Consider the following 24,231-nt stretch of genomic DNA (forward strand, 5'->3'; position numbering starts at 1 on the left):
CACCAGGGGCGCCTCTGGCCAAGGCGATCCGAACCGGGACTTGCTATGGATCTTGTTTTCGACGATCTGGTAACTGATCGCGACACGCGACTGATCGTCCTGCTGGCCAGGGGATATACGACGACAAGAATCGCCCGCGAGCTGAAACTCAGCCGATATACGGTGGCAGAGCGGATCAGCAAGCTCCTCGACCGATTCGCCTGCAGCAACCGGAGCCAGCTCGTGGCGTACTCCTATGCCCACAAACTCCTGGACGTCGGCATCTGGCCACCGGGCGTCTCCGAGCCGCTTCCTTGAGGAACCCCGCTTCCCCAAGGAGCGACGGATCGTCGTCGTTCACGCGTGATGGCACATGCGATGGCCCGCCGGGGTGGGGGAGCCGCGTCAGAACATGCCGTGTGGCACCTCCGCCGGTTCGGGGACCGGCTGGACCACGTCCCAGTGCTCGGCGATCAGGCCGTCTTCGACGCGCCAGAAGTCCACGACCGCCAGCCCGCGCCCGCCTTCCCGAGGGATCAGGTGGTAGTGCATCACCACGAGATCGCCTTCCGCGACGACCCGCTTGAGCTCCAGCCGGGAGGTGGCCAGCGGGGAGTCTGTGATGAAGTCGATGAAGGCGCGCCTGCCCGACGGGTTGCCCGGGCTGTGCTCGATGAAGTCCTCGCGCAGGAGCGTCTGGAGCACCTCGATGTTGCCCGCGGCGAACTCCGCGAAGCCGGACATGATCAGTTCTTTGCCGCTCGTCATGGGAGAACGCTGACAGCGGCCGCGCGGTGGTGTCGATTACCTGGGATGTAAAGGCGAATCGCAGGTAAGGCCTGGTGCGGCGACTCGCCGGGGCGCTACGGGGCGGGAACCTTCAGAGGAAGGCGCGGACCCCACGCCGTCGGCCACAGGGCGGGGGTGAGCGTCGAGGGTGCGGGGTTCTTGCGTTGCTCGATGGAGAGCCGCACGCCCTTGGGGTCCGGCCGTACGGCGCCCGCGAACGAGTCCCTGCGCCAGTCGGAGAGCTTTTCCTCCTTGACCACATCTCCGGTGTGCGGCGCGTGCACCATGTATCCGGGCTTCGAGATCATCCCCACGTGCCCGAGTCCGTGGAAGAAGACCAGGTCACCTGGCTTGAGGTTGTCCCAGGAGATCTTCCTGGAGAACGCGCTGTACTGCTCCGTCGTGGTGCGCGGCAACTCGATCCCGGCGTGCTTGTACGCCTTGAGCATGAGCCCGGAGCAGTCGTAGCCGCTGTCGCTGGTTCCGCCCCAGACGTACGGGATGCCGCGCTTCTTCATGGCGAACTTCAGGGCGATCTTCCAGGCAGGAGTGGTCTGGCGCTTCTGCTGGACGGGCTTGCTCTCGGTGCCGGTAGGGGTGATGGGCCCGGTCGGGGTGGTGGGTCCGGCTGGGGTGATGGGCCCGGCTGGGGTGGTGGGTCCGGTAGGGGTGGTGGGGTCGTGAGCTGGAGCGGCCAGAGTGAGCCCGGCGACGGCAGCCGCCAGGCAGATGGCGAGGGGAGCCACTGCTGTGTCCTTCCATACGGCCTACCGGGTTAGCTGACGGGCTCGGGCCTGGAAGCGGCCCTACGGCGATGCCGATTCGCCCCAGAGGGAAGTTGGGTCCCCGGCTCCACGCGGGTGAGTGGATTAGGCGGGACGAACACTAACAAAACGGTCAAAGACTTGTAAACTACCTAAAATCGGTCATCCGCCGAGGGGGACGGGAATGACATGGCAGGTAATCGACACCGCCCCGTTAGACCAGATAGAACCGGCCAGTATGCACATGGATCAGCCGATAGGGGAGCTGCTGCGGGACTGGCGGCACCGGCGCGGACTCACGCAGCTCGACCTGGCCCTCCAGACCGACGTGTCCGCGAGGCACGTCAGCTTCGTCGAGACCGGGCGGACGATCCCCAGCCGGTCCATGGTGCTGCGCCTGGCCGAGCAGCTCGATGTGCCGCTCCGCGGGCGCAACCGGCTGCTGCTCGCGGCCGGCTACGCGCCCATCTATCCCGAGCGCCCGCTTGACGACCCTGACCTGGGCAAGGCGTACGAGGCGCTCCGGCGGATCCTGCGCGGGCACGAGCCGTATCCGGCGATGGCCCTGGATCACCGGTGGAACCTGTTGCTGGCCAACGACGCCATGAACGTCTTCCTCGACGACGTGGACCCGGCCCTCCTGGAGCCGCCGGTGAACATGATGCGGCTTGGCCTGCATCCGGACGGGTTCGCGCCGCGGGTGCGGAACCTGGCGCAGGTCCGCGGGTTCCTGCTGCCCCGGCTCGCCAGGCAGGTCGCCCGTGCGGGGGATCCGGAGCTGAGCGCGCTCTACGAGGAGCTGCTGACCTATGGAGACGATGGCCAGGCGCCGCTGCCCGACCCCGCCGACATCGCGTTGCCTGTACGGATCACGCATCGGGGGGACGAGCTCTGCTTCTTCAGTACGATCACGACGTTCGGCGCGGCGTTCGACATCACGCTCGAAGGGGTCGCCGTCGAGGCGTACTTCCCCGCCGACGACGAGACCACGCGGCTGGTCGGGGATCGTTGAGGCCACTGATTTGCCGACCTTCAGCCGGCGTCTCGCGAGCGAGGTCGAGACCACGGCGAGCGGCGCCCTGTGCCTGTTCTGCGACCGCGTCCGCGAGGTCGGCTGACGTCAGTACGCGGCGGTGAACCTGACCCGGTGGTGCCTGGGTTGTTCCGCCTCGTCCAGCAGCACGACCGCGAGGTCCTCCATGGAGATCGCCGAGTTCCCCTCGGCGTCCATGAGCAGCTCGTCGGCTCCAAGCCGGTAGACGCCGGTACGCTCGCCCGGCGTCAGCAGCGCGGCCGGACTCAGGTACGCCCAGTCCACGCCGGTCTCCGCGCGGCAGACTTCGAGCTGATCGTTGCAGGCCCGCGCGATGTCACGGTAAGCGTCGGACATGAAACGCGGGTCGTCGAGCACGGTACGCCCACCGGTGCCGGGAACGGTCAGCCCGGCCGCCCCGCCGACGAGCAGCAGCCGGACGCCGGTCCCCGCGAGCCCCGCCAGCAGCGCCTTGGCGGTCGTGACGAGGTCGTGCTCGCGGCCGGTGGGCGGGCGGGTCGCGCTGATCACGAGGTCCTGACCAGTGCCGAGCCTGGTCACGTCCTCCACATGCGCGGCGTCGCCGACCTGGGGATGGGCGCCGGGGTGCAGTGAGGGGAAGCGGGCCGGGTCGCGTACGACGGCGGTGACCTCGTGGCCGCGGGACAGCGCCTCGGCGACCACACGAGCGCCGACGCTGCCCGCCGCTCCGAACACGGTGATGCGCATGATTTCTCCTTGATGAGCAGTGAGAGATGAGGGGGTGGGGATCGGACGGTCAGCGCGTAGGGATCAGACGATCACGAGTGGGCGCGTCCGCCTGGCCGGGCGGCTTCTGCTCTGGGCCGTTACGAGGGTCTGGGCCGCGACGAGGGCCGCTGGTCTGGGCCGCGATGAGGGCCGCCACGACGACGAGCCCGCCTGCGATCTGGGCCACGGTGAGCGACTGGCCGAGGGCGAGCCAGCCCAGCGCGGTGGCGACCAGCGGGCTGAGCAGGCCGAGGAAGGTGACGTGGGTGGGGGACAGGGCGCGGATCCCGCGGAACCACAGGGAGTAGGCGACGGCCGAGCCGATGATGGCGAGGTAGGCGTACCCGGTCAGGTTCGCCGGGGTCAGTGCGGCGGGCGGCGGTCCCTCGACGAGCAGGGCCACCGGGAGCAGCAGCAGACCGCCGGCCACCAGCTGCCAGCCGGTGGTCGCGAGCAGGGGCGCCGGTGAGGTCCACCGCTTGCTGAGGACGACTCCGGTGGCCATGACGATCGCGCCCCCGGCGGCCGCGGCGATGCCGACGGCGTCCAAGCGGGCGTCGGCCCGCAGGACGAGGAGGCTGACACCGGCCACACCCGCCACGGCGGCGATCGCCGTACGCGCGGACAGGCGCTCGCCGAGCAGGCCGGAGGACAGACCGGCGACCAGGAGGGGCTGCACCGCGCCGATGGTCGCGGCCACCCCGCCGGGCAGCCGGTAGGCGCCGATGAACAGCAGCGCGAAGAACAACCCGATGTTGAGCGCACCGAGGACGAGCGCGCGCCACCACCACACCCCTTGTGGCAGGCGCCGGGTGAGCAGGAGGAGCAGCAGCCCGGCGGGCAGGGCCCGGACGACCGCGGCCAGGAGCGGGCGGCCGGGCGGCAGCAGTTCGGTGGTGACGAGGTAGGTGGTCCCCCAGATGGCGGGGGCCAGCGCGGTCACCATGATCAGGGCAAGTCGATTTCTTAGCACTAAGACAATGTATCTCATCGCTAAGACATCCGATAGGGTGGTGGTGTGGCTGATCATGTTGACCGGGTGCTGGAGCAGTGGGCCGAGCAGCGCCCCGATCTGGATGTGTCGCCGATGGCGATCATCGGGCGGCTGTCACGGCTGTCACGGCTGATCGGCGCGGAGCTGACCCGTACGTTCAGCGCTCACGAGCTCGACTCGGCGTCGTTCGACGTGCTGGCCACGCTGCGGCGCAATGGACGGTCGTTGACCCCGGCCGAGCTCATGAAGTCGGCGATGGTCACCTCGGGGGCGATCACCCAGCGCCTCGACCGCCTACAGTCCCGGGGCCTGGTGTCACGTACGCCCAGCGAGAAGGACGGCCGAGTCGTGCACGTCGCCCTCACCGAGGAGGGCCGGGAGCTGATCGACCGGGCGCTGCCCGATCACGTCGAGACCGAGCGCCGGCTGCTCGCCGCGCTCTCCGAGCCCCGGCGCGCCGCCCTGGCCGGCGAGCTCAAGGAGCTCCTGGAGTCACTGGGCGACACCCTGGACTGACCGGCGTAGGCCGCCTGCCGGGGGATCGCTCAGACGGGCGGGACGAGGGATCAGACCGGAGCCCGCGGTCCGGTACGCCGCCTCGAACGCGAGGACCTCCCGGCCGAAGTAGGAAAGATGATCCATGCTCCCACTCTGCCCGCCCCGCCCGATCCCGGCCGGCGGCAAGGGCCTAGCCTGATGGGAATGAGATTCGGCGGGACGCTGGCCGTGCTTCTGTCCGCCTGGTTCATGGCCCAGTTCGACTTCTTCGTGGTCAACGTCGCCGCGCCGTCGTTCGAACGCGAGCTGCACGCGAGCCCCGCCGCCCTGGAGCTCATCGTGGGCGGCTACGCCTTCACCTACGCGGCGGGCATGATCACCGGCGGGCGGCTAGGAGACCGGTACGGCTACCGGCGGATGTTCATCGGCGGCGTGGTCGCGTTCACGATCGCGTCGCTGCTGTGCGGGATCGCGCTGAACCCGGCCCAGCTCGTTGCCGCCCGCCTGCTGCAGGGATTGGCCGGTGCGGCGATGGTGCCGCAGGTGCTCGCCATGATCTCCGCGGTCTTCCCGCCGCACGAGCGGCGTCGCGCCGTGGGCTGGTACGGCGCGGCCGGCGGTCTTGGTTCGATCGCCGGCCAGGTGCTGGGCGGGCTGCTGCTGTCGGCCGACCTGTTCGGGCTCGGCTGGCGGGTCATCTTCCTCATCAACCTGCCCGTCGGCCTGGTCGTGGTCCCGCTGGCCGCCTGGCTGCTGCCCGGGGTCGAGCCGGCCGGGCGCTCACGGCTGGACCTGCTCGGCGCGGCCGGGCTGGCCGCCGGGCTGGCGCTGGTCCTGGTGCCGCTCGGCCTCGGCAACGGCGCGGGCTGGCCCGCGTGGACGTGGGTCTGCATAGGCGCGAGTGTGCCCCTCCTGGGCCTGACACTGCGCTGGCAGTACGTCCTCGGCAGGCGCGGTGGTCAGCCGGTGCTGGACCTGGCGCTGCTCAAGGTGCACTCCTACCTGGCGGGCGTCGGCGCGATCACCGCGTTCATGGCCTACTTCGCCTCGTTCATGTTCACGCTGACGCTGCTGCTCCAGGGCGGGCTGCGGCTCACCGCGTTCCAGGCCGGGCTGGCGTTCGCGCCGATGGGCGTGCTGTTCACGATCAGCTCGCTGCTGGGGACCCGCCTGGTCGGGAGGTACGGCCTGACGGTCGTCATGATCGGCGGACTCGTGACCGCGTCGGGCCTGGCGCTGCTGCTGGGCACGGCAGGGGCCGGGCTGCCGTGGATCATGGCCGCGCTCGTGCTCGTGGGGCTCGGCAACGGCCTGGTGATCCCGCAGCTCATCGGGGCGGCACTGGTGGAGGTCGCGCCGCACCAGGCGGGCATCGGCTCGGGCTTCCTCAGCACGGCCCAGCAGTTCGGGGGCTCGGGCGGGGTCGCGGTGATCGGGGCGGTCTTCTTCGCGGCCTCGGCCGGCGGGGACCACATCGGCGCGATGCGCTGGTCGGCCGCCATAGATCTGGCGCTCATCCTCGCCGTGGTCGCGGTGGTGGCCTACAACAGGCGGCGGGCTATCCGGCGGGCGGCGCCGGCAGCGACGTCCCGTACAGCCGGGACACCCGGAGTCTGATCACCAGCCGCCGGTCCGCGACGGCCTGACCCAGGAACGCGGCCGCGCCCACCGGGTCTTCGAGGCCCGCCGGACGTCCCGACCGCATGGCCAGCAGTTCTCGTCCCACCTCGTCGCCGGGCTCGACGCTCACCGGCGACAGCTCGGCCAGGCCCTCGGCCACGGCGTACGACCAGAAGTCGTCGCTGGCCACGTACAGGGCGGCGCGCGGGTCCTTGTGCAGCTGGCGCACTTTGAGCCGGCCGTCGACCGTCGCGACGCGCACCACCCGCTGGTCGGAGTCCCAGTCGTACACGACGGTCGACAGGTGCGGGCGGCCGTTGGCGCCCAGCGTGGCCAGCGCGCCGAAGCGCTGCTGGCTGAGCAGGTGGGACAGGTCCTCGTCCGGCAGGCTGCTGGGGCCGGGCTCGTAGGCGGCCTGGTCCTCGGCCAATTCATTCTCCTTTTGCCCTGTTGCCGAAACCCTACCGAAGCCCTGGTCAAGGAGCGAAGCGCCCTGACTGCTAAATGCCGAAATATCGGCCAATGTAGGTTGCTGTTATGAATCTTGCGATCACCAGCGGATATGTCGTGCCGGTCGATGGCGATCCGATCGAGGGCGGCACCGTGCTGATCCAGGACGGGAAGATCGCCGCGGTCGGCCGCGAGGTCGAGATACCGCCGGGGACCCCTGTCGTCGACGCGGCCGGTGGCTGGGTGCTGCCGGGCTTCGTCGAGGCCCACGGCCACCTGGGCGTGCACGAGGAGGCCGAGGGCTGGGCCGGCCAGGACACCAACGAGACGACCGACCCCAACGGCGCCCGTCTGCGCGCTCTGGACGCCATCAACCCGGCCGACCTGGGCTTCGCCGACGCGCTCTCCGGCGGCGTCACCACCGCCGTGATCAAGCCGGGGTCGGCCAATCCCATCGGCGGCCAGACGGTGGCGGTCAAGTGCTGGGGGCGGACCGTCGACGAGATGCTGGTCCGGGAGCCGGTGAGCGTGAAGAGCGCTCTCGGCGAGAACCCCAAGCGCGTCTACGGCGACCAGAAGCGGCTGCCCGCCACCCGCCAGGGCGTGGCGGCGGTGATCCGCGACGCGTTCATGAAGGCGCAGGACTACCGGGCCAGGCGGGCCGCGGCCGCCGACGAGGGCAAGCCGTTCGAGCGCGACGCCACGCAGGAGATCCTCGTCCGCGTGCTCGACGGCGAGCTGCCCTGGTGCCAGCACACGCACCGGGCCGACGACATCGCGACCGCGCTGCGGCTGGCGGACGAGTTCGGCTACCGGGTGGTGATCAACCACGGCACGGAGGGGCACCTGATCGCCGACGTGCTGGCCGAGCGCGGCATTCCGGTCATCATCGGGCCGCTCTTCACCAGCCGTTCCAAGGTCGAGCTCCGGCACCGCTCGCTGCGCAATCCGGGCATCCTCGCGCGCGCCGGGGTCGAGCTGGCGATCACCACCGACCATCCGGTGGTGCCGATCCACTTCCTGGTCCACCAGGCGACGCTGGCGGTCAAGGAGGGGCTGGACCGGGACGTGGCATTGCGGTCCATCACCGTCAATCCGGCCCGCATCATGGGCCTCGACGACCGGGTGGGCGCCCTGCGCCCCGGGCTCGACGGCGACGTGGTGATCTGGTCCGGCGACCCGCTGGACATCATGAGCCGGGCGCTGCGGGTCTTCGTCGACGGCCGCGAGGTGTACTCGTACGCGGACGGGGCCGCCGATCCCTACTACCGGGAAGCCACGCGGTGATCATGGTCGGCAAGTAATCGTCAAGCGTCTGTCGACGGGCCCGATCCATAGTGGGAGCCCGTCCGAAAAGAGGTATGGCGATGACACTACGGACCCGACCTTCCTCGCTCCCGCAGCGGCCCAGCAAGGCGCTCCTGATCTGCCTGGTGCTCTCGAGCGCCCTGGCGGTGATCGTGCTGGTCGGCATGCTGCTGAAGGGCGGCCCGCTCGGGTTCGGCCTGTCGATGCTGCTCGCGCTGGCGCCCCTGCCGCTGCTGCTCGCGGCGGTGCTCTCGCTCGACCGGCTGGAGCCCGAGCCAGGGCTGCACCTGGGCTTCGCGTTCGCGTGGGGCGCGGGCGTGGCGATCGTGCTGGGCATCGTGCTGACCCTCGCCGGCCAGGCGATGTTCGCCAGGGCCGGCTTCGGCGAGCAGACCGTCGACCAGCTGGGGACGGCCTTCCTGGCCCCGGTGATCGAGGAGGCGCTCAAGGGCTCGGCGCTGCTGCTGCTCCTGGTCAGAAGGCGGGAGATCGACGGGCTCACCGACGGCATCGTGTACGGCTCGATGGCCGGCCTGGGCTTCGCGGTCGTCGAGAACGTCGGCTACTACCTGGGCGCGTTCACCGAGAACGGTGTGGGCGGGGCCATGCAGCTGTTCGTGATCAGGGGGCTGATCGACCCGCTCGGCCACCCTGTCTACACCGCGATGACCGGGCTCGGCGTCGCGTACGCGCTCACCCGCCGCGGCCCCGCGCGGTTCGCGGCCATCCCGCTCGGCTACTTCGGCGCGGTCTTCCTGCACGGGCTCTGGAACGGCACCGCCACGCTCCAGTCGCTCGGCTGGCTGGGCGTGGCCTACCTGGTGATCATGGGAGCGCTCATCGGGCTCGTCCTGGTGACCGTACGCGAGCGCAGGCAACTGGTCGGCAAGATGAGCACCTACCTGCCCGCGTACCAGCCCACCGGGCTCCTCACTCCGCCGGACATCAAGATGCTGAGCACGCTGTCCGCCCGCCGGGCCGCGCGCAAGTGGGCCAAGGGCGTGGGGCTCGGTCAGGCGATGGGCGACTTCCAGCAGGCGGCGACCGAGCTGACCATGCTGCACCTGCGCGCCGAACGCGAAGGCGCGGACCCGGCCGGGTTCGCCGCCGAGCGCGACGTGCTGCTCGACGCCCTGAGCCAGGCCCGGCGCTGGTAGCCACTGTTGTCCACCTGGAGAGGTGGCTCAGTGGCGGGTGAGGAGTGCGCCCACGGCCGTGGCCGCCGTCAGCGCGATGCACGCCGCCACCGCGACCACCACCCCCTGCTGCGCACCGAACCCGCCGATGACCCCCGCCACCCCGGCCGCCCCCAGTGAGCTGCCCACGTACCGGGCGGTGTTGTTGGCGCCCGACCCCATGCCGACCCGATGCGCAGGCACGCTCTCGATCGCCAGGTGGGTGATCGAGGAGTTGATCACCCCGGCCCCGACCCCGCTCACCGCCAGCCCGCCGACCACGAGCACGGGCACGAACTCCCCGCCCAGCCCCAGCAGCCCCGCGAAGCCCAGCGCCGTCAGCGCCAGCCCGAGCGCCAGCCGCGCGGCGGTGGGCAGCCGCAGGTACCGCGCCAGCAGGGCGGCCACGAACGACAGCCCGGACCACACGACGAACAGCAGCGCGGTCCCGAGCGGCGTCATGCCGTGCGCCGTCTGCAGCACGGTCGGCAGGTAGGTGAGCAGCCCGACCACCGCCGCGCCGACCACCAGCCCCCCACCCGTCGCCACCAGGAACACCGGCCGCCGGAACAGTTCCAAGTCGATCAGCGGCTCCGCCCGCCGCCGCTCGGCCAGCACGAAGGCCGTCACCAGCCCGGCCGCCACCGCGAACGCCACCAGCACCACCGGCCGCGACCAGCCGAGGCGACCCTCGGTCACGCCCGCGAGCAGCGCGGCGACGCCCAGGCTGAGCAGCACCACACCGGGCACGTCGAACCGCCGGGGCGTGGGGGAGCGCGACTCCTCCAGCGTGCGCGCCGACACCACGGCCAGGGCCAGGGCGCACGCCGCCATCAGCCAGTACGCCGCCCGCCAGCCGGTCACCTCGGCCAGCACCCCGGACAGCAGCGGCCCCACCATGGTGCCCAGCCCGATCATCGCGCCATAGCGACCGGTGGCCCGCACCCGCTCCGTCCCCGAGGGAAAGGCGTGGCCCACGATGCCGAGGCTCGCCGCCAGCATCGCCGCGCTCGCGCCGCCCTGCACCAGCCGGGCCGCCACGAACACCACCACGGTCGTGCTCAACGCGGCCACCACACTGGCGACCGCGAGCACGACCGTGCCCGCCACCAGCACCCGCTTGCGGCCGTAGTCGTCGGCCAGACCACCGGAGACCAGCAGCAGCGCCGACAGGCCGAGCGAGATCGCGCCCAGGATCCACACCGGTCCGGTAGGGCCCGCGCCGAGCTCCCGCGCGGTCAGCGGCAGCGTGACCGTCGGCACCGTGAAGTTCGTCAGCACAAGCAGAGGCGCCGACGAGGCCACGGCGAGCGTTCGCCGGCCGGGAGCGATCACCGGCACCGGTTCAGTGATTGAACTCATGCCGCGCAAGCTACCATAGTTCAATGAACGAACTGAGGGAGGTGTCATGGCACTGGGCAAGAACTACGACGCTCAGGACTGCTCGCTGGCCAGGGCGCTGGAGGTGATCGGCGAGCGCTGGACGCTGCTGGTGGTGCGTGACGCGATGTACGGCGTACGGCGCTTCGGCGACTTCCTCGCCCACCTGGACATCCCCCGGGCGGTGCTCTCGCAGCGGCTGGCCACGCTCGTCGAGGCGGGCGTCCTCGACAAACGCCGCTACCAGGACGCGCCGCCGCGCGAGGAGTACGTCCTGACTCCCGTGGGCCACGAGCTCTGGCTACCGGTCCTGGCCCTGGCCGAGTGGGGCGAGCGCCACTTGTCCGGAACCGGCCCGCGCCGCGTCTTCCACCATCTGACCTGCGGCTCCCGTATCGACGGCGCCGCCCGCTGCGCCGCCTGCGGCGTGCAGGTGCCGATCGGGGAAACGGAGGTACGCCCCGGCCCGGGCCTGAAGGGCATCAGGAACGATCCGGTCAGCGTTGCCCTGCGTACCCCGCATCGGATGCTCCACCCGATTCCCTGAGACAATCGGCGAAACCCCCGAAGGGAGACGGTATGAGCTGGGTGGAGATCGAGTCGGAAGCGGAGCTGCGCGAACTACTGGGCGAGGTGATGCCCCGCGCGGCCACCAAGGACCGGCCGAAGCTGCACGAGCGTGACAGGCAGTGGCTGGCGAGCTCGCCGTTCTGCCTGATCGCCACCTCCGACGTCGACGGTACCTGCGACGTCTCGCCCAAAGGTGACCCGGCCGGGTTCACGTATGTCATCGACGACACCACGATCGCCATCCCCGACCGGCCGGGCAACCGCCGGGCGGACGGCTTCCGCAATCTCCTGAAAAATCCGCACGTGGGGTTGATCTACCTGATCCCCGGGCGCAACGAGACGCTGCGGATCAACGGTCGCGCCCGGCTGATCAGCGAGGCGCCGTTCTTCGACGACATGATCGTCAAGGGCCACCGCCCGCACCTGGCGCTCGTGGTGGAGATCGAGCAGATCTTCTTCCACTGCGCCAAGGCGTTCCTGCGCTCGGCGCTGTGGAAGCCCGACAGCTGGGAGGCCGACGCCCTGCCCTCGCACGCGACCCTGGTCAAGGACGTGCAGAAGGTCGAGGAGACCATCGAGCAGCTGGAGAGCTACTACGGCGAGACCTACGCCAAGAAGCTCTACGGCTGACCCTCGGGAATCAGGCGGCGGGGGTGGGGCCGTCGGGGAGCCGGATGACGTTGCGGCCGCTGTAGGCTTGGAGATCGACGACCTTGGGATCGTGATCGCGCGCGACAGGCCTGCGGCGCTCTCCCGACCGGATGTCGCGGATCTTGTGCCGGGCGACGTGTGGCGGCACCACCACTAGTCTCTTCATCGTGAGCCCCCCGTGACGTTCTTGTTACCTATGTTATCTACAGCTGCCTCGGTAAGATAGGTGTAAGTAGCGATTCAGTAAGGTAGTCGGCGGCCGGATGGGGACCGCAGGTCCAGGCCCGTGTTCCGGTCCTGTCGCCGCTTCGCCGACTTGATGATTCGCACGCGTCTCATGATCTGCCCCCGCTCGCACTCGCCTTCGACAGCCTCTACACGCACTGTGCGCGCCACCGCTTGACGGTGGCTTGGCAGCGAGTTGCAGCCGCCATGTGCCACAACCTAACCGGGGACGTCCGGTCGTTCCATGCATTTCTACCGGGGGGAGGTGCCTCCCCCCGGCGGAAATACTCAGGCGCCGGGCGTGAGCCGGGCCGTGACGCCGATCCGGTTCCAGGAATTGATCATCGCGATCGCCACGATCAGCGAGGCGAGCTGCTGCTCGTCGTAGTGTTCGGCCGCCTCCTGCCAGACCTCGTCAGGGACGGCCGCCCGGTCGGCCAGCCTGGTCGCCTCCTCGGTCAGCGCGAGCGCGGCCTTCTCCGCCGGGGTGTAGACGGTCGCCTCACGCCAGGTGGCCACGGACCAGAGCCGCTCGTCGCTCTCGCCGGCCTCCTTCATGGAACGGCTGTGCATGTCGACGCAGTAGCCGCAGCCGTTGATCTGGCTGGCCCGCAGCTTGACCAGCTCAATCGTGCCGAGCGGCAGCCCGCACGCGTGCAGATACTTCTCCACGGCGAAGAACGCCTGGTAGGCCTCGGGGGCGAGCTTCATGACGTTGAGCCGCTGAGACATGGGGACCTCCATCGGGTAAGTCGTGACATGGGGAAGACAGGACAGAGCGCCGATGTGTGACAACTTCGGCATCGCTCGTACGCACCGCATGTCGCGGACCAAGACCGGGGAGGTGGCGGGGACGCCCGGCTACATGGCACCCGAGGTGTTCACTGGGCAGCGGGCCGGGACGCCCGCCGACGGGCCCGTCCGCGTGGCTGTCGCGGACGGGCCGGTGGAGGTCAGCCGGCGCAGTTGCCCCAGGAGTTGCGGCCGCCGCCCGCCTCGACGCGGCCGCTGGGGTCGCGGGTCCAGCCCCAGAACTTCACGCACTTCCAGCTGCCGTTGACATGACCGGTCTCGGCGTAGAAGCGGTACTTCTGCACGTCCTCGGACCGGCCGCCGCCCCGCACCACGAGGCTGGCGCCCGTGGTGGTCTTGGTGCCGAGGTAGGCCGTCTTGATAGCGGCCACGCAGTTCTTCCCGGAGCGCTTGTTGTACATCAGGTACACATGTCCGAACACCGCCCCCTCTCGCGTCTTCATCGCGCGGTGACCGTCCCTGACCCGGCGGAAACCCGAGCCGCACACCCGCTCCGGCGAGTACGGGGCGGCGCTCGCGGAGGCGGCGGCGCTGACCGGCGCGGTGGGGGTGGCAGTGGCGGCAGCGGGGGTCGCGGCGATCCCGGCGGCGGCCAGACTGGCCGCGATGACCGTTCGCGTGAGCACGATAATTCCTTCGATTGGGGTTATTTAGGACATTGACGATCTTTGCTGGCACATAACCGTAATGCACGGTGAGGGGGGTTGGTGGGGGAACGCGGCATACCGCTCATCGCGGTCAGCGCGGCCTGGGGCGGGTTCTGGGGCTCCTGGTCGGCGCTGCTACCGGCGATCAAAGACCAACTCGGCGCGTCCACGGCCGACCTCGGACTGGCCCTGAGCGCGGTGCCGGTGGGGGCGATTCCGGCCATGGCGCTGGCCGGGCGGCTGGCCGGCGGCAGGGAGCGTACGGCGCTGATCGCGGTCACCGTGGCCTTCGCGCTGAGCGTGGCGGCCATCGCGCCCGTCGGCTCGCCCGTGGCGCTCGGGCTGACGCTGCTCCTGGTCGGCATGGCCAGCGGGGCGCTCGACATCGCGCTGAACCTGGCCACCGGCCGGGCCGAGCGGGAGGGCGGGCGCCGGCTGTTCCAGGCGGTGCACGCCGCCTTCCCGGTCGCCGTGATCGTCGCGGCTCCCGCGACCGGGCTGGCCCGGTCGCTGGGCATGGGCACCGGCGCGGTGCTGGTGACGGCGGCGCTCATCGTCCTCGCCTCGTCGCTGTCCCTGTCCGCCCTGAGCATGGGCCGGGGACTGCCGCCCGCCGGGGGAGCGGGCGGCAGGCGGCGATGGCGGGCAGCCATCGTGCTCGGCGCGCTGGCCGCGTGCGTGCTGATCATCGAGAACTCGGTCGAACAATGGTCGGTGCTGCTCCTCGAAGACCACCGGGGAGCCTCGACCCTGGTGGCGAGCGCGGCCCCAGCCGTCTACATGGCGGCGCTCACCCTGGGACGGATCATCGCGCACGCGCTGCCCCGGCTCACGCTACGGACGTTCTACCTGGTGGGCGGGGTGGGCGGCGTCGCGGGCATGGCGCTGGCGGGGCTCGGCGGCTCTGTCCTGGCGTCGATGGCGGGGTTCGCGCTGACCGGGCTCGCGCTCGGGCCGCTGGTGCCCGCCGTGCTCAGCCGCGCGGCGGCCGACGACGCGAGCGGGGTGCTGGTGTCCACGGTCTCCGCGATCTCTTACACCGGGTTCGTCATCAGCCCGCTGCTCGTGGCCGCCCTTACGGCCCGGTTCGGCCTGCCGGGCGCGCTCGCCGCGCTGGGACTGCTGGCCGTGCCCCTGGTGGCCGGCTATCTCGGCCTGAGGACGGAAAATTGCCGTCCGTTGAGGCGATGAGGAGGAGGAACCGGGTATCCCCGGGCCATGGCCGTCTGCGAAGCGTGTGGCAACGATTACGACATGTCCTTCGAGGTGCACGCCCAGGGGGCGGTGCACACGTTCGACTCCTTCCAGTGCGCCATCCAGTCCATGGCGCCCATCTGCGAGCACTGCGGCACCCGGGTGATCGGGCACGGAGTCCAGTCGGGTGAGCACTGGTACTGCTGTGCCCACTGCGCCCGCCAGGAGGGCAACCAGGGAATCGTCGATCGTGTCATGGCGGGGTTGTCCTGATAGGTGGACACTTGATGTGTGGCGCTTTTTGACTTCGATGTCCTCGTACTCGGAACCGGTCCCGGCGGGCAGAAGGCTGCGATCGCCGCGGCGAAGCTCGGCAAGCGGGTCGCGGTCGTAGAGAAGACGCACATGCTCGGCGGCGTGTGCATCAACACCGGGACGATCCCCTCCAAGACCCTGCGTGAGGCGGTCCTCTATCTCACGGGCCTCAACCAGCGGGAGCTGTACGGGGCGAGTTACCGGGTGAAGGAAGAGATCACGGTCGCCGACCTCGGCATGCGCACCCAGCATGTGATCGGTCGCGAGATCCAGGTGATCCGCAGCCAGCTCGGCCGCAACCACGTGACGATGCTGCAGGGAACCGGCCGGTTCCTCGACCCTCACACCATCGGGATCACCGGCGACGTTGAGGAGAAGAAGGTCACGGCCGACAAGATCGTGATCGCGACGGGCACCTCGCCGGCCCGTCCGTCCACTGTGGAGTTCGACGACAAGACGGTCATCGACTCCGACGCGATCCTGCACCTCGACCGGGTGCCCGAGACCCTTGTGGTCGTCGGGGCGGGGGTCATCGGCATCGAGTACGCCTCGATGTTCGCGGCGCTGGGCACCAAGGTGACCGTGGTCGAGCGGCGCGACCGGATGCTGGAGTTCTGCGATCTGGAGATCGTGGAGGCGCTGAAGTACCACCTGCGGGATCTCGCCGTCACCTTCAGGTTCGGGGAGAACGTCGCCGCGGTCGAGCGGCGGCCCCGTGGGGCGCTGACCGTACTGGAGAGCGGGAAGAAGATCCCCGCCGACTGCGTCATGTACTCGGCCGGCCGTCAAGGAAAGACGGAGGAGCTGTGCCTGGAGGCGGCCGGGCTCACCGCCGACGACCGGGGCCGGATCAAGGTGGACGAGAACTACGCCACGCCCGTCCCGCACATCTACGCCGTCGGCGACGTCATCGGCTTCCCCGCGCTGGCCGCCACCTCGATGGAGCAGGGCCGGCTGGCCGCCCAGCACGCCTGCGGCGAGCCGGTCGCGGAGATGAACGACCTGCCGCCGATCGGCATCTACACCATCCCGGAGATCAGCTTCGTCGGGAAGTCCGAGGACGACCTGACCCGGGACAAGATCCCCTTCGAGGTCGGCATCTCGCGCTACCGGGAGCTGGCTCGCGGGCAGATCATCGGCGACTCCTACGGCATGCTCAAGCTGCTGGTCTCCTCCGAGGACCGGCGGCTGCTGGGCGTCCACGTGTTCGGCACGGGCGCCACCGAGCTCGTCCACATCGGGCAGACCGTCATGGGGTGCGGCGGTACGGTCGACTACCTGGTCAACGCCGTGTTCAACTATCCGACGCTGGCCGAGTCCTACAAGGTCGCCGCCCTGGACGCGATGAACAAGATGCGGGTGATCGCCCGGCTGACCGCTGAGCTGTGACCCGGTGACCGGCTGCCGGCGGGGATCACTCGTCGGCGGTCGTGCGGCGGCCGCGGGCCGTGGGCTTCTTGCGCCCGGCCACAAGCGTGTCGCCCGAGGCGGGCGAGGGGGTGGGCTCGTCTCCGGGCTCGGCCGACGGCCGGCGCGGCCGGGAGTGCGGTGCCGTGTCCTCCGGCGTGGAGCTGTCCGGCTCGCTCTCGGAGCGCGAACTCGACGACCGCCCTCCTGACTTGCCGCTCGACGAGCCACCAGAGCTTGCGGAGCCACCAGAACCCGAGGAGCCACTGGACCCCGAGGACGCCGAGGACCCTGAAGACCCTGAGGACTTGGGGCGGGCGGGCTGGCGGAACCCGGGAGAGTCGGGGTCGCGCAGCGCCGCGATGACCTCGTCGGCCTCCGTCTCGGCGGCGAACTCGTTGGCCGCCGCCGATTCCCTGCGCCGGATCACCACCAGGTGGTCCACGGAGATCCGCCCGGCCCCCACCACGGCCAGCAGCAGCGCGGCCACGCCCAGCAGGATCAGCTCGTTCGTGGTGATCGGGTTGAGCGGCGGCGCGATCAGGAAGACGGCCAGGGACTCGGCGAAGAGGATCAGCCCCATCACCGACACGATCAGCCCGGCGATCAGCAGCGCTCCGCCGATCAGCTCGGTGAGCATGGTGACCGTGGCCCAGGCGCGCGGCGCGGGCGCGCCCTGCGCGAGGAATTTCGCCCCCGTGGTGTTCAGGCCGTCTTCGAGCTTGGTCCAGCCGTTGGAGAAGCAGATGCCGCCCACACCGATGCGGGCGACCAGGGAAGCGAGATCATGGAGGGTCTGTCTCACGGTTGTTGTCTGCCCTGAGCGGGACATCACACACCTCAATCACGGCGCAGCAGCGTGGCCACGGCGACGGCGGTCAGGCTGAGCAGGACGACGCTCACGACGACGGTCGTGTGCAGGGCATTGACGAAGGCCCACCGGGCGGCGTCGAGCAGCGCACCGCCGGCGCCACCGCCGACCTGGTCGGCGACGTGCGCGGCGCTGGCGAGAGACTGCCTGGCCTCGTCCATGCCACCGCCGGACACTCCGGGAACGGCGGGCAACGCGGGCGCGTAGGCGATCGTGGTGATCGTGCCGAGCACGGCGACCCCGAGCCCGGCGCCGAGCTCGTAGGCGGTCTCCTCGATGGCCGCCGCCCCGCCCGCCTGGGCCTCGGGGGCCGAGGACATGATCGTGTCGGACGCGGCGAGCAGCGCCACCTGCACGCCGAACCCGACGCCCGCGAAGCAGACCGAGAGCATCACCGGATGCGCCTCGACGCCCCAGGTGAGCGTGGGGGTGAGCGCGAGCGCGACGAGGCCGAGCCCGCCGCTCATGGTGGCGCGCAGGCCGATCCGGGGCAGCAGGTGCGCCGCGGCCAGCCCACCGCAGATCGCCGAGATCACCAGCGGCAGCATCCGTACGGCCGCGAGCAGCGGGCTGTAGCCGAGCACGAGCTGCAGGTATTGCGCCAGCATCAGCTGCAGCCCCACCAGCGCGAACACGCCCAGCAGCACCCCGGCGACACCGGTGCCGAACTCACGCCGCCGAAACAGCCCGACCTCCAGCAGCGGCGCGGACAGCCGGAGCTGCCGCCGAACGAACCAGGCGAGCAGCCCTGCCCCGGTGAGGAAGACCAGGACGGAGGCCCCGAACGGGAGCAGGCTGCCCGCTCCCGCCTCCTTCAGCCCGAACGCCACCGCCAGGATGCCGAACACGGACAGCGCGGCGCTGAGACCGTCCCACGGCTGCCCGCCACGCTGCCGCGACTCCGGCAGCAGCCGGGCGGCGGCGGGCAGCAGCACGAGCAGGATGGGCACGTTGATGAGGAAGACCGCGCCCCACCAGATGCCGACGAGCAGCCCGCCGATCAACGGCCCCACGGCGGCGCCCGCCGCGGCGACCGCGCTCCAGACGCCCAGCGCGATGGCCCGCTCACGCCGGTCGGGGAAGACCTGGCGGATCAGCGAGAGTGTGGCCGGCATGATCATCGCGCCGCCCACTCCGAGCAGTGCCCTGGCCAGGATCAGGACCAGTGGTGTGGGAGAGAAGGCGGCGGCGGCCGAAGCCACGCCGAACAGCAGGAAACCCGCCAGCACCAGCCGTTTGCGCCCGTAGCGGTCGCCGAGCGTGCCGAACAGGAGCAACAGGGGCGCCACGACCAGCGAGTAGACGTCGATGATCCAGAGCAGTTGCACCGCCGTCGGCTCCAGCGCCGCGGTGAGCGCGGGCACGGCGATGTGCAGGACGGTCGCGTCTACGGTGATCAGGAGCAGGCTCAGGCAGAGCAGCACCAGGATGGACCAGCGGTTGTCCCGATGTTCCTGAACCGCGCGCCGGAGGACCGGGGCGGCCTGAGAGACGGTCATGGGGCCTCCTTGCAGGCCGATCCGATCTCACGCAAGGCCCACATGAACTTGCGTGGCAGCTTAGGCCATGCCATCCACTCGGGACAGCGGTATCGGTCTATCCGCGGCCTGAGGCACCTCTCTAGAGAGACACAGCCATATGTCCCGGCCTATCCATCTCTGTCCGGTCAGCCGATCATGGGGTCCGTGGGGACCGCCGAAAGTGCCGACAGGACCGACAGATCCCCCCGCGAATGGTGTGCAGAGGCGGTCACCAGACTCCAGGCGGGACGCCCGGAAGCCGCGCTGGAGGCCGCTCGCACGGCCGCCGACATGGACCCGGCCAGCGAGTGGGCCTACCGCCTGATCAGCCTCGCTCTGGAACGCCAGGGCCGTGACGCCGACGCGGTCGCGCCCGCGGAGCACGCGGTGCGCCTCGCTCTGGGCTCCTGGCCGGCCCGGCTGCGGCTGGGCACCGCGCTGCGCCGCGTCCCCGGCCACTGGGACGAGGCCGTCGAGCAGGCGGCGCTGGCCCGCGCGTACGCCCCCGAGGAGGCCGGCCCCCACGTGCTCCGGGGCGACCAGGCGCTGCTCCGCGCCGAGCACGCGCCGGCCCGGCGCGCCTATCTGACCGCGCTCGACCGGGATCCCGCGCATCCGCAGGCTCGCGTCAATCTCGGGCTGACGCTGCTGCGCTGGGACCGCCTGCCGGCTCACCGCGACCCCGCCTGGCCGATCGACCCGCGTGAGAGCGGCCGGGCCAGGCGGGCGCTGGAGGTCTGGTCGCGCCAGTCCCGCCTGCTGCTCGCGCTCGCGACGATCGCCATCGTCGTGGCCGCCCCGGCCTTCGACCGGGGCCGCGAGGGCCGGCTCGGCGGCCTCCTGGTGCTGGTCCTGCTCGTCCCGATCACGCTCAGGCAGGTGCGCAGGGTGGGGGTGTGGTCCTACGTCCCCGCCATGCTCGGCCGTGACCCCTGGCTGGGCGCCGCCCTGGTGTCGGCCGTCGCGTCGGTGGTCGCGTTCGCGGGCTGGCTGACGATGGGCGCGCTGCCGGACCTGCCGTCCGCCTTCGACCCGGTGTGGGCCGCTCTGGCGGGCGTGGTGGTGCTCGGCTGGCCGGTGACGGCGGGCATGCGCGCGCTGGCCGAGCTATGGCGGGGCAGACCGATGCGGGCCCTGGCCCAGTTCGCCCGGGTGCCCGCCGAGCGCACGGCCAGGCGGAACACGGGGGTCACGCTCTGGATCATGCTCGGCAGGACGTGGTCGGTGCTGGTGCCCCTGGTCTGCGGGGCGCTGGCCGTGGAGCCGCGGGCCGCCGTACTCGCGGTGGTGGTGCCGTACCCGCTGCTGGCCTCCTACCGGCGGATTCGCCATCACGAGGACAGATGGCTGCCGGTCGCGACCGGGCTGGTCGTGCTGGCGTCCGTGGCCTGCGCGGCGGGCGGCCTGCTGGGGCTGGTCTGGGCCTGGCGGGCCGGACTCGGCGCGCTCTGCGCCGCGGTGGCGGTGTTCGCGCTGCGCGCCGCGCGGGCCTGGTGGCGTGGCGGGCCGGGGCCCTGGCGCGCGTCACTGATCATGTGCGACCTGCCCACCGGCGACGCCCCGTCCGTCGCGCTCACTCCGGAGGTACGCCAGGCGTTCGCGTACGCCAGGAGCGTCGTCCTGTCCTTCGGCGACTCCCTCGGCCCGCGCGTCGTGGGCACGGCGGCGACCGTCACCCCGTCGGGAGAGCTCAGACTGGTCGCCGGGACGCAGACACGCGCGGCCGTCGAGGCGGATCCGCGCGTGGCGGTGTTCGCCGCCGATCCGCTGCAGCGCAGATATTGGGTGGAGGTGCGCGGCATCGCCGTGGCTGATTCGGACCTGCTGCGGATCACTCCCAAGCAGGTGCTCATGGGGGAGTTCCCCGGGCGGCACCAGCGGCGCTAGCTAGAATATCGTTCTATGCGGACTCTCCGTACTCCCGAAGAGCGTTTCGCCGACCTGCCCGACTTCCCCTACGAGCCGCGCTACGCCGAGGTGGCCGACGGCCTGCGCATGGCCTACGTCGAGGCGGGTCGCGCCGACGGGCCACCGGTGGTGCTGCTGCACGGCGAGCCGACCTGGTCCTTCCTCTACCGGCACGTCATGCGCGAGCTGGCGGCGGCCGGGCTGCGGGCCATCGCCGTCGACCTGGTGGGCTTCGGCCGCTCCGACAAGCCGGCCGAACGGGCCGAGCACACCTACGCCAGGCACGTCGAGTGGACCCGCGCGCTGCTGTTCGACGTGCTCGGGCTGAGCGGCGTCACCATGGTCGGCCAGGACTGGGGCGGCCTGATCGGGCTGCGGATCGCTGGTGAGCATCCGGAGCGCATCGCCAGGATCGTCGCGGCCAACACGGGCTTGCCGACGGGTGACAGTCCCATGCCCGAATTGTGGCACCGCTTCAGAGACGCGGTGCTGAACGCTCCCGCGCTGGACATCGCCAGATTCGTCCAGTCGGGCTGCAAGACCGAACTCCCCGCGGCCGTGCGCGCCGCCTACGACGCCCCCTTCCCCGACGAGTCGTACAAAGCCGCCGCGAAGGCCATGCCGGGGCTCGTCCCGATCACCCCCGACGACCCCGCCGCACCCGCCAACCGCGCCGCCTGGCAGGTCCTCACCACGCTCGATCGCCCCTTTTTGGTGGCCTTCTCCGACGGAGATCCGATAACAGGGGGTATGGCGCCGATCCTCATGAAGTCGATGGCGGGCGCCGCGGGACGCGCCCATCCGGTGATCACGGGCGCCGGCCACTTCCTCCAGGAGGACGCGGGCGGCGAACTCGGCCGCCACATCGCGCGATTCGTCACCGGCACCTAGCGTGTCAGGTCCGCCCAATCGTCGGTCTGGTGCGGTATAACCAGGGGCGGACCGGGGAGGCGTGATGCGTGAGTCCGGCAGGGCCCAGGCCGCAGGGCGGACCGCGGCGCGGGATCTGTTTGAACAGGTGCGGCTGCGCTATTTCCATCTTCCCCCGGCCATGCGCCGGGTGATGCACGTGGTCGTGCTCATCGCCACCGTCGGTGTGGCCGCCGCGCTCGGCTGGGACCTGTTCAAGACCTTCCTCATCACCCTGCTGGTGCTCGCGTTCCTCGCGCTGACGCTGCGCTTCCCGCGCGCCGCCGCGACCGTGCTGGTGCTCGCCGGCTGGTGCGCGCTGCTGCCGGTGTTCTACGCGCTCTTCCCGCCGCCCTCACTGGCCCCCACGCTGTTGATGGTGCTGGCCGTGCCCGTCGCCGCCGGCGCGCACCTGATCCGCTGGGTGACGCCGTGGCTGACCGTGCTGATGGCGCTCGTCCCCGCCGGGGCGCTCGCCGCGGCCGTCTCCTTCGTCTCCGACGCCGCGGCGGTCTGGATCGCCTACGGCGCCGCCACCGCGGTCCTCGTCCAGCGCTTCATCGCCGCCCGCCGGGCCAGGGGCGCGCTGAGCGCCGAGGAGCAGGTCCGGGTCAGGGCCCGCGACGGCAGGCCGGAGGCGCCGCCCGAGAAGGCCGGCGGGCTGCCCGACATCTCGGTCGAGGAGGCGCTGGCCGAGCTGGAGAGCATGATCGGACTCGCCCCGGTCAAGGAGCAGGTCCGCTCGATCGCCGCCTCCATCGAGGCGTCCCGGCTGCGGGCCGAGGCCGGCTACAAGGCCGGCCGGCCGACCAGGCACCTGGTCTTCCTCGGCCCGCCGGGCACGGGCAAGACCAGCGTGGCCCGCACGGTGGCGAAGATCTTCTACGCGTTCGGCCTGCTCGACACGCCCTTCGTGGTCGAGGCGCAGCGGGCCGACCTGGTGGGGGAGTTCCTCGGCGCGACCGCGATCAAGACCAACGAGCTGGTCGACCGGGCGCTGGGCGGCGTGCTGTTCATCGACGAGGCCTACGGGCTGATCAACTCCTCCGACGGCCAGCCCGACAGGTTCGGCGCCGAGGCCGTGCAGACCCTGCTCAAACGCGCCGAGGACGACCGCGACCGGGTGATCATCATCCTGGCCGGCTACGAGCAGGAGATGACCTCGTTCCTGTCCAGCAACCCCGGCCTGGCCAGCAGGTTCGCCACCCGGGTGCGCTTCCCCAGCTACTCGCCCGGTGAGCTGTCGGAGATCACCGAGCTGCTCCAGCGGCAGCGGGGCGACACGATGGCGCCCGACGCGCGCGCCGCGCTGCTGGGCCTGTTCGAGGACGTCCAGCGGCGCGGGCTGGTCGACGATCTGGGCAACGCCAGGTTCGTCCGCAGCCTCGTCGAGGCCGCGGCGACGGCCCGTGACGTACGCGTCGTGGGCGCGGGCGGGACGCCGACCACCGAGGACCTGGTGACCACCACGACCGCCGACGTGACCAAGGCGTTCGATGAGCTGACCGCCCGCTTCCGCGGCTACGAGGACACCCCCACCATCGAGGAGGCGCTGGCCGACCTCGACCGGATGGCCGGGCTCGAGCCGGTCAAGCGGCAGGTGCACGCCATCGCCGCCCAGCTCCAGGTCGCCCGGATGCGGCAGGAGCGCGGGCTGCCCACACCGCCGCAGACGCGCCACTTCGTGTTCGCGGGCCCGCCGGGCACCGGCAAGACCACGGTGGCCAGGGTCATCGGCCGCATCTTCGCCGCGCTCGGCCTGCTGGCCAGGCCCGACGTGATCGAGGCGCAGCGGGCCGACCTGGTCGGCCAGCATCTCGGCGCGACCGCGATCAAGACCAACGAGCTGGTCGACCGGGCGCTGGGCGGCGTGCTGTTCGTCGACGAGGCCTACAGTCTGGTCAACCCCGGCTACTCCGGCGGCGACGCGTTCGGCGCCGAGGCCGTGCAGACGCTGCTCAAGCGGGCCGAGGACGACCGCGACCGGCTCGTCATCGTGCTGGCCGGCTACCAGCGCGAGATGGACACCTTCCTGGCCACCAACCCCGGTTTGGCCAGCCGGTTCAACCAGCGGGTCGCCTTCCCCAGCTACTCCGCGCGGGAGCTGTCCGAGATCGCCGTGCTGCTCGCCGACAGATCGGGCGATCGCTTCGACGAGGCGGCGCTGCGCGACCTCGACGAGGTCTTCGCCTGGGTCTGTGACGAGCGGTTGATCGACGGGCTCGGCAACGGGCGCTTCGCCAGGTCGCTGTTCGAGCGCGCGGCCATGCGTCGCGATGTGCGGCTCGCCGCTCTGGCCGGGGGTGGCGGGTCGGCCAGCTCGGCGGAGCTGACGACTATCACCAGCGACGATGTCCGCATGGCCGTGGACGAACTTTCCGGACGTTAAGCAGACTGCAGTTTGGTAGTTCCGTGCGCCCCGATGCTCGCATGGTGTAGCAATATGACTACACATCGTGCG

The 24,231-nt window shown here is 70.9% G+C and carries 25 protein-coding genes and 1 riboswitch; of the genes, 14 read left to right on the top strand and 11 right to left on the bottom strand.

Going from position 1 to position 24,231, the window contains the following annotated elements; translation table 11 throughout:
- The first annotated feature begins 45 nt into the window (after positions 1-45).
- Entirely contained in the window at positions 46-297 is a 252-nt protein-coding gene (locus AB0H88_RS25390; protein ID WP_357648422.1) for a LuxR C-terminal-related transcriptional regulator, read from the top strand.
- An 87-nt stretch (positions 298-384) separates the two neighbouring features.
- Here AB0H88_RS25390 and AB0H88_RS25395 read toward each other — a convergent pair whose 3' ends face one another.
- Together AB0H88_RS25395 and AB0H88_RS25400 are read right to left on the bottom strand one after the other, a co-directional pair.
- Positions 385-747 (bottom strand): nuclear transport factor 2 family protein, encoded by a 363-nt coding sequence (locus tag AB0H88_RS25395; RefSeq protein ID WP_357648424.1) that lies wholly within the window; start codon positions 745-747, stop codon positions 385-387.
- A gap of 95 nt (positions 748-842) precedes the next feature.
- On the bottom strand, positions 843-1,514 hold the full coding sequence (locus AB0H88_RS25400) for a C40 family peptidase (protein ID WP_357648426.1): 672 nt from the start codon (positions 1,512-1,514) through the stop codon (positions 843-845).
- A 3-nt stretch (positions 1,515-1,517) separates the two neighbouring features.
- Positions 1,518-1,654: riboswitch (cyclic di-AMP (ydaO/yuaA leader) on the bottom strand.
- Positions 1,655-1,776: 122 nt separating this feature from the next.
- On the opposite strand from AB0H88_RS25400, the gene AB0H88_RS25405 reads away from it, so the two are divergent.
- Positions 1,777-2,544 (top strand): helix-turn-helix transcriptional regulator, encoded by a 768-nt coding sequence (locus tag AB0H88_RS25405; RefSeq protein ID WP_357648428.1) that lies wholly within the window; start codon positions 1,777-1,779, stop codon positions 2,542-2,544.
- 108 nt (positions 2,545-2,652) lie between these two features.
- Here AB0H88_RS25405 and AB0H88_RS25410 read toward each other — a convergent pair whose 3' ends face one another.
- Both AB0H88_RS25410 and AB0H88_RS25415 read right to left on the bottom strand, forming a co-directional pair.
- Complete coding sequence (locus tag AB0H88_RS25410; protein ID WP_357648430.1) at positions 2,653-3,294, bottom strand: NAD(P)H-binding protein; 642 nt, start codon at positions 3,292-3,294, stop codon at positions 2,653-2,655.
- Positions 3,295-3,343: 49 nt separating this feature from the next.
- Positions 3,344-4,288 carry an EamA family transporter gene (locus tag AB0H88_RS25415; RefSeq protein ID WP_357648432.1) on the bottom strand — a complete coding sequence of 315 codons (945 nt, stop codon included), beginning with the start codon at positions 4,286-4,288 and terminating at the stop codon, positions 3,344-3,346.
- A 45-nt stretch (positions 4,289-4,333) separates the two neighbouring features.
- Here AB0H88_RS25415 and AB0H88_RS25420 point away from each other — a divergent pair, with 45 nt between their 5' ends.
- Entirely contained in the window at positions 4,334-4,825 is a 492-nt protein-coding gene (locus AB0H88_RS25420; protein WP_357648434.1) for a MarR family transcriptional regulator, read from the top strand.
- Between the two features lie 186 nt (positions 4,826-5,011).
- Positions 5,012-6,424, top strand: a complete 1,413-nt coding sequence (locus AB0H88_RS25425) for an MFS transporter (RefSeq protein WP_357648436.1) — start codon at positions 5,012-5,014, stop codon at positions 6,422-6,424.
- Here the strand turns inward: AB0H88_RS25425 and AB0H88_RS25430 are convergent.
- On the bottom strand, positions 6,366-6,857 hold the full coding sequence (locus AB0H88_RS25430) for a TIGR03618 family F420-dependent PPOX class oxidoreductase (RefSeq protein WP_357648438.1): 492 nt from the start codon (positions 6,855-6,857) through the stop codon (positions 6,366-6,368). The two genes, AB0H88_RS25425 and AB0H88_RS25430, sit on opposite strands and share 59 nt — an antisense overlap.
- Positions 6,858-6,964: 107 nt before the next feature.
- Between AB0H88_RS25430 and AB0H88_RS25435 the strand changes: the two genes are divergently transcribed.
- Positions 6,965-8,164, top strand: coding sequence for an amidohydrolase (locus AB0H88_RS25435; RefSeq protein WP_357648440.1), 1,200 nt, complete (start codon positions 6,965-6,967; stop codon positions 8,162-8,164).
- A gap of 80 nt (positions 8,165-8,244) precedes the next feature.
- The gene (locus tag AB0H88_RS25440; protein ID WP_357648441.1) at positions 8,245-9,342 is read left to right on the top strand and encodes a PrsW family intramembrane metalloprotease; all 1,098 of its coding nucleotides are present in this window, start codon (positions 8,245-8,247) and stop codon (positions 9,340-9,342) included.
- 27 nt (positions 9,343-9,369) lie between these two features.
- On the opposite strand, the gene AB0H88_RS25445 is transcribed toward AB0H88_RS25440, so the two are convergent.
- On the bottom strand, positions 9,370-10,722 hold the full coding sequence (locus tag AB0H88_RS25445; protein WP_357648443.1) for an MFS transporter: 1,353 nt from the start codon (positions 10,720-10,722) through the stop codon (positions 9,370-9,372).
- Between the two features lie 46 nt (positions 10,723-10,768).
- On the opposite strand from AB0H88_RS25445, the gene AB0H88_RS25450 reads away from it, so the two are divergent.
- Both AB0H88_RS25450 and AB0H88_RS25455 read left to right on the top strand, forming a co-directional pair.
- Positions 10,769-11,287, top strand: a complete 519-nt coding sequence (locus tag AB0H88_RS25450) for a helix-turn-helix domain-containing protein (protein ID WP_357648445.1) — start codon at positions 10,769-10,771, stop codon at positions 11,285-11,287.
- A 32-nt stretch (positions 11,288-11,319) separates the two neighbouring features.
- A complete protein-coding gene (locus tag AB0H88_RS25455; RefSeq protein ID WP_357648447.1) occupies positions 11,320-11,940 on the top strand; it encodes a pyridoxamine 5'-phosphate oxidase family protein in 621 nt (206 codons plus the stop codon).
- 10 nt (positions 11,941-11,950) lie between these two features.
- On the opposite strand, the gene AB0H88_RS25460 is transcribed toward AB0H88_RS25455, so the two are convergent.
- The 3 genes from AB0H88_RS25460 to AB0H88_RS25470 form a co-directional block, all read right to left on the bottom strand.
- Positions 11,951-12,127, bottom strand: coding sequence for a hypothetical protein (locus tag AB0H88_RS25460; protein ID WP_225288930.1), 177 nt, complete (start codon positions 12,125-12,127; stop codon positions 11,951-11,953).
- Positions 12,128-12,474: 347 nt separating this feature from the next.
- Complete coding sequence (locus AB0H88_RS25465; RefSeq protein ID WP_357648449.1) at positions 12,475-12,918, bottom strand: carboxymuconolactone decarboxylase family protein; 444 nt, start codon at positions 12,916-12,918, stop codon at positions 12,475-12,477.
- 221 nt (positions 12,919-13,139) lie between these two features.
- Positions 13,140-13,625 (bottom strand): hypothetical protein, encoded by a 486-nt coding sequence (locus AB0H88_RS25470; RefSeq protein ID WP_357648451.1) that lies wholly within the window; start codon positions 13,623-13,625, stop codon positions 13,140-13,142.
- Positions 13,626-13,706: 81 nt separating this feature from the next.
- Between AB0H88_RS25470 and AB0H88_RS25475 the strand changes: the two genes are divergently transcribed.
- From AB0H88_RS25475 to sthA, 3 genes are read left to right on the top strand one after another with little or no spacing between them, the layout of a single operon-like run.
- Positions 13,707-14,837: a hypothetical protein gene (locus AB0H88_RS25475; protein WP_357648453.1), complete on the top strand. Its 1,131-nt coding sequence runs from the start codon at positions 13,707-13,709 to the stop codon at positions 14,835-14,837.
- Between the two features lie 27 nt (positions 14,838-14,864).
- The gene (locus AB0H88_RS25480) at positions 14,865-15,113 is read left to right on the top strand and encodes a hypothetical protein (protein WP_357648454.1); all 249 of its coding nucleotides are present in this window, start codon (positions 14,865-14,867) and stop codon (positions 15,111-15,113) included.
- A gap of 18 nt (positions 15,114-15,131) precedes the next feature.
- Positions 15,132-16,544: a Si-specific NAD(P)(+) transhydrogenase gene (gene sthA, locus AB0H88_RS25485; RefSeq protein ID WP_357648456.1), complete on the top strand. Its 1,413-nt coding sequence runs from the start codon at positions 15,132-15,134 to the stop codon at positions 16,542-16,544.
- Between the two features lie 25 nt (positions 16,545-16,569).
- Here sthA and AB0H88_RS25490 read toward each other — a convergent pair whose 3' ends face one another.
- A complete protein-coding gene (locus AB0H88_RS25490; RefSeq protein WP_357648458.1) occupies positions 16,570-17,367 on the bottom strand; it encodes a DoxX family protein in 798 nt (265 codons plus the stop codon).
- A 35-nt stretch (positions 17,368-17,402) separates the two neighbouring features.
- The gene (locus tag AB0H88_RS25495; protein ID WP_357648460.1) at positions 17,403-18,932 is read right to left on the bottom strand and encodes an MFS transporter; all 1,530 of its coding nucleotides are present in this window, start codon (positions 18,930-18,932) and stop codon (positions 17,403-17,405) included.
- 177 nt (positions 18,933-19,109) lie between these two features.
- On the opposite strand from AB0H88_RS25495, the gene AB0H88_RS25500 reads away from it, so the two are divergent.
- The 3 genes from AB0H88_RS25500 (at position 19,110) to AB0H88_RS25510 (ending at position 24,159) form a co-directional block, all read left to right on the top strand.
- Positions 19,110-20,840, top strand: a complete 1,731-nt coding sequence (locus AB0H88_RS25500; RefSeq protein WP_357648462.1) for a hypothetical protein — start codon at positions 19,110-19,112, stop codon at positions 20,838-20,840.
- A gap of 15 nt (positions 20,841-20,855) precedes the next feature.
- Positions 20,856-21,752 (top strand): haloalkane dehalogenase, encoded by an 897-nt coding sequence (locus AB0H88_RS25505; RefSeq protein ID WP_357648464.1) that lies wholly within the window; start codon positions 20,856-20,858, stop codon positions 21,750-21,752.
- 64 nt (positions 21,753-21,816) lie between these two features.
- Positions 21,817-24,159, top strand: a complete 2,343-nt coding sequence (locus AB0H88_RS25510; RefSeq protein WP_357648466.1) for an AAA family ATPase — start codon at positions 21,817-21,819, stop codon at positions 24,157-24,159.
- The last annotated feature ends 72 nt before the right edge of the window (positions 24,160-24,231 follow it).

The sequence above is a fragment of the Nonomuraea sp. NPDC050680 genome (assembly GCF_040654555.1).
In the GTDB taxonomy this organism is placed as follows: domain Bacteria; phylum Actinomycetota; class Actinomycetes; order Streptosporangiales; family Streptosporangiaceae; genus Nonomuraea.